This window comes from Oligoflexus sp., assembly GCF_035638955.1.
Taxonomy (GTDB): Bacteria; Bdellovibrionota_B; Oligoflexia; order Oligoflexales; family Oligoflexaceae; genus Oligoflexus.
Genome location: NZ_DASQYZ010000204.1, coordinates 1 through 3219, shown reverse-complemented (window position 1 = coordinate 3219; position 3219 = coordinate 1). Strand labels below are relative to the sequence as shown.

General features: G+C 51.6%; 4 protein-coding genes. 3 read left to right on the top strand and 1 reads right to left on the bottom strand.

The features are described 5' to 3' along the window. Positions 1-390: 390 nt before the first annotated feature. The 3 genes from VE954_RS18850 to traI are packed head-to-tail and all read left to right on the top strand — an operon-like array spanning position 391 to position 2539. Positions 391-624 carry a hypothetical protein gene (locus VE954_RS18850; RefSeq protein WP_324955582.1) on the top strand — a complete coding sequence of 78 codons (234 nt, stop codon included), beginning with the start codon at positions 391-393 and terminating at the stop codon, positions 622-624. Continuing rightward, complete coding sequence (locus VE954_RS18845; protein WP_324955580.1) at positions 621-1013, top strand: plasmid mobilization protein; 393 nt, start codon at positions 621-623, stop codon at positions 1011-1013. The genes VE954_RS18850 and VE954_RS18845 overlap by 4 nt, the downstream gene beginning before the upstream one ends. Continuing rightward, positions 1010-2539 carry a TraI/MobA(P) family conjugative relaxase gene (gene traI, locus VE954_RS18840; RefSeq protein ID WP_324955578.1) on the top strand — a complete coding sequence of 510 codons (1530 nt, stop codon included), beginning with the start codon at positions 1010-1012 and terminating at the stop codon, positions 2537-2539. Before VE954_RS18845 ends, traI begins: the two co-directional genes overlap by 4 nt. Before the next feature lie 227 nt (positions 2540-2766). On the opposite strand, the gene VE954_RS18835 is transcribed toward traI, so the two are convergent. After that, on the bottom strand, positions 2767-3219 hold a 453-nt coding region (locus VE954_RS18835; RefSeq protein WP_324955576.1), incomplete at its 5' end, for a hypothetical protein.

Below are 3219 nucleotides of genomic sequence, written 5' to 3'. Positions count from 1 at the left end.
CGTCGATCTTTTGCTTAATGAGGTCCTTATGGGTGAGAAACTCGACCATCCTGGACTTTTGAAAGACAAGATCGGTGATTTGATCCATGGCGGCCTCCTTTAAGCCTTTTCACGTCACATTCGTTCACATTTTGCCATTATCCTTCATTTTCCGCACTAAAATTTCACATTTGGTCATTTCAGTTCATTTTGGTGTTTTTTTGTTTTTTATAGTTCATTTCCGGTCACATGACGTAATATGAACACGGTTTTGAGGGCAAGATGTGTAAATGGGCCACCGTCGCGCCGCGCCGTCCCCCATTTACGGTGAAACTTATTCGCTGCGCTCAACGGTTTTGGAATCCGGCCAGCTGCTTCCAGCCGGAATCAGATCACTATATAGGTGTCGTAATGAGTGATATGGAAACAATGAAGAATAATCCTGGCCGCGCCCCGGACGCCGGAACTCTGGAATCTCTGCGCGCCTTTTGCCAGGATCTGGCAGAGCAGGTTCGGGCTGAGACGCTCTCGCGATGGTCGATGCAGCAAACCCTCAGGACCCGGTTTCCACAATTTTCCGAGGCTGACCTTGCGCGGGAAATGCAGGATGCACTTAAAATTCTTCCGGGTGAGGAAGAATCATGACGGCGACCATCATGGAAACTGCACCCAGGAAAAAAAAGAAGTCCGAGCGAAGACGGCGGGAGGATGTGATAAAGGTCCGCGTGGACGAGGCCGAGCTGAATATGATCAGCGCCCATGCCGCTGCTGCCCGCCTTACCAACGCCGAATTTTTAAGGCGGCTCGGTCAGGGTCATACGCCAAAGAGCAAGGTCGATCTATCCCTGGTTCGTGACCTGTGTTCCGTGGCGGCTGACCTCGGGCGGCTTGGGGGGCTTTTAAAGCTCTGGCTGTCGGAGAAAAAGAACGGCTCGCTGCCGCCGCACGATATCGCGGTCAAGGATATCGACGCTCTCTGGCGGCGGGTTCAGAAAACCTATGCGGAGCTTAAGGAAAAAGTGGAGGCGCTATGATAGCAAAGCGCATCGATCGCAAGCAGAGCTCGAGCAATTACAAAGTGCTGGCCCACTATATCCTCGACCATAAAAAAAGCGGCCATAAGGTCAGGGACGCCTGGAGCACGAACTGCCGGACTCCTGAGGACTTTGACCTCGCCATCAAGGAGGTGATCGCCACCCAGGCGATGAACACACGGAGCCGAATCGATAAATCCTATCATCTCGTTATAAGCCTTGCGCCGGGTGAGGACCTGACCTCGGATCAATGGAAGGAAGTGGAAGAGGCGTTCTGTCAGGCCATAGGACTTTCTGAGCATCAAAGGATCTCGGCAATTCACGCGGACACGGGCCATGTTCATTTTCATATGGCCATCAGCAAGGTGCATCCGGAAAAATTTACCTCCATTGAGCCTTACTACGACAAATTCAAGCTTCAGGAGACCTGCAGGCAGCTTGAAAAGGCCTACGGGCTCAAGCCCGGTATCGGAAGTGAGAAAAAAATATCAGTCCCTCTTCAGGAAGCGCATCAGGGCCTCGAGGCGTTTTCGACCTATATCAAGGACACGATCGCCCCGGATCTATCAAAACTGCTAGTGGAGCAGGGCAAGACCTGGAAGGACGCTCAAGATCTTTGCGGACGCTTCGGGGTTGAGATTCGTGAACGCGGAGCAGGTCTTGTCTTTTCACATATGGGGAGAAAGCTTTTTGTCAAAGCGGGTTCGATCGATCCTGGATTTACCAAATCAAAGATAACGGTTCTCCTGGGACCCTTTGAAAAGAGCCGCTTTATCAGCAGTCCTGAAAAGGTTTACAGGGCAACCCCTCTCGGCAGAGACCATAGGGCGTCCCTTCTCTATGACGAATATAAGAAAATCCGCGAGCGGGAATGGGCGGAATTTCAGGAAAAGTCAGAAAATCTTTCCCACGATCGGGCACAAAAACTTCTCGAGATCAAGGAGCGCTATGCCAGACGGCGGCAGGAAATCAAGCGCGATACCCTCATTGCCAAAGGACGAAAGCGTGAGATTTATCGCAAAGTGTCTGAAGAGATGAAAAGGGAACTGGCCGGGCTTTTTGGGGACCCTTCCACTGCCCGCCCCGGAGCCAGTGCCGGGATGAAAAGCAAATCATGGCATGAGTTCGTCCTTGATCGGGCCCGGGCGGGAGACGAGGATGCCCTTGGGATACTCCGCTCAAAGCTCCCGCCTACCACAGAGTTTGGCGAGGGAGCTTTTGTTGGCAAGAGTCGCAATAATGTGATCGTCAGCGGCGTCTTAAAGGATGTCCACCCGGATGGCTCCATAGTATTCAAGGTTTCGGAAGGCTCATTCGTGGATCGTGGCGATGCCGTTGTTCTCAAGGATCGATCCGAAGCGGCCCTCAAGGCCGCGTTTCTTGTGGCAAGGGCCAAGTTTGGAGAAGACTTTGTAATCAAAGGGCCGGCTGAATTTGTTCAGAAAGTTGGTCCCATGATTGTCAAAACGAGCAGCAAAGACTTTGAGCGTGAGGGGCAGAGCAAAGGCAAAGGCCTGACACTGTAGGTTCAGAAGATGGCGAAATACCAGACATACCTTTCAGAGCCTTGCCGAGTCGGGCCAGGCTTTTCCCTACCCCCCCTTGTGCCAGCGATTTTGTGACAGCGCTAAAGAAAGTTTAAGATAAATTTCTACTCTATGGACTGTCTCGTGACTATGTTGATCCCGACTTGTTCCTGCGGAATCAGAAATTTAGGACCACGCTTCGAGAAGCGTTCCGGGACCCAGCGGACTCAATATGATTCCAATACTGACCCAATCCGCGGAACCCTATCCAATTCAACTTTGGCTGCTTTATCCAGCCAGCTTTCCACGTCCTTGCTGAAGTCAAAGCCCAGGCTTGTCGGACCAACTTCCGCGTGATGATACAGACCGAAGCCCTTGACCGGGAGCTTAGATGTCTGGATCCGTATCCATAGATCATGGAGATTCTCTGAAAAGGCTTTTACATCATCAAATCGACCGATCCGTTTGCTATCGATCAATCGGCTCAGCATATCTTCTCTACTGTGATTAGCGTCGGCCTCGAACCAGATCGCCGAGAACGTTTGAAACCCGGAAACCGTCCCGACTTCATAAACCTGACCGCAGCGTTCGGCGAATTCTGCTGGACTTAGGTTTCGCAAAGCTGGATTCAGAGACATATCGACCGCTTTTGTGGATTTTCGTACTTTTCGAATAACTGC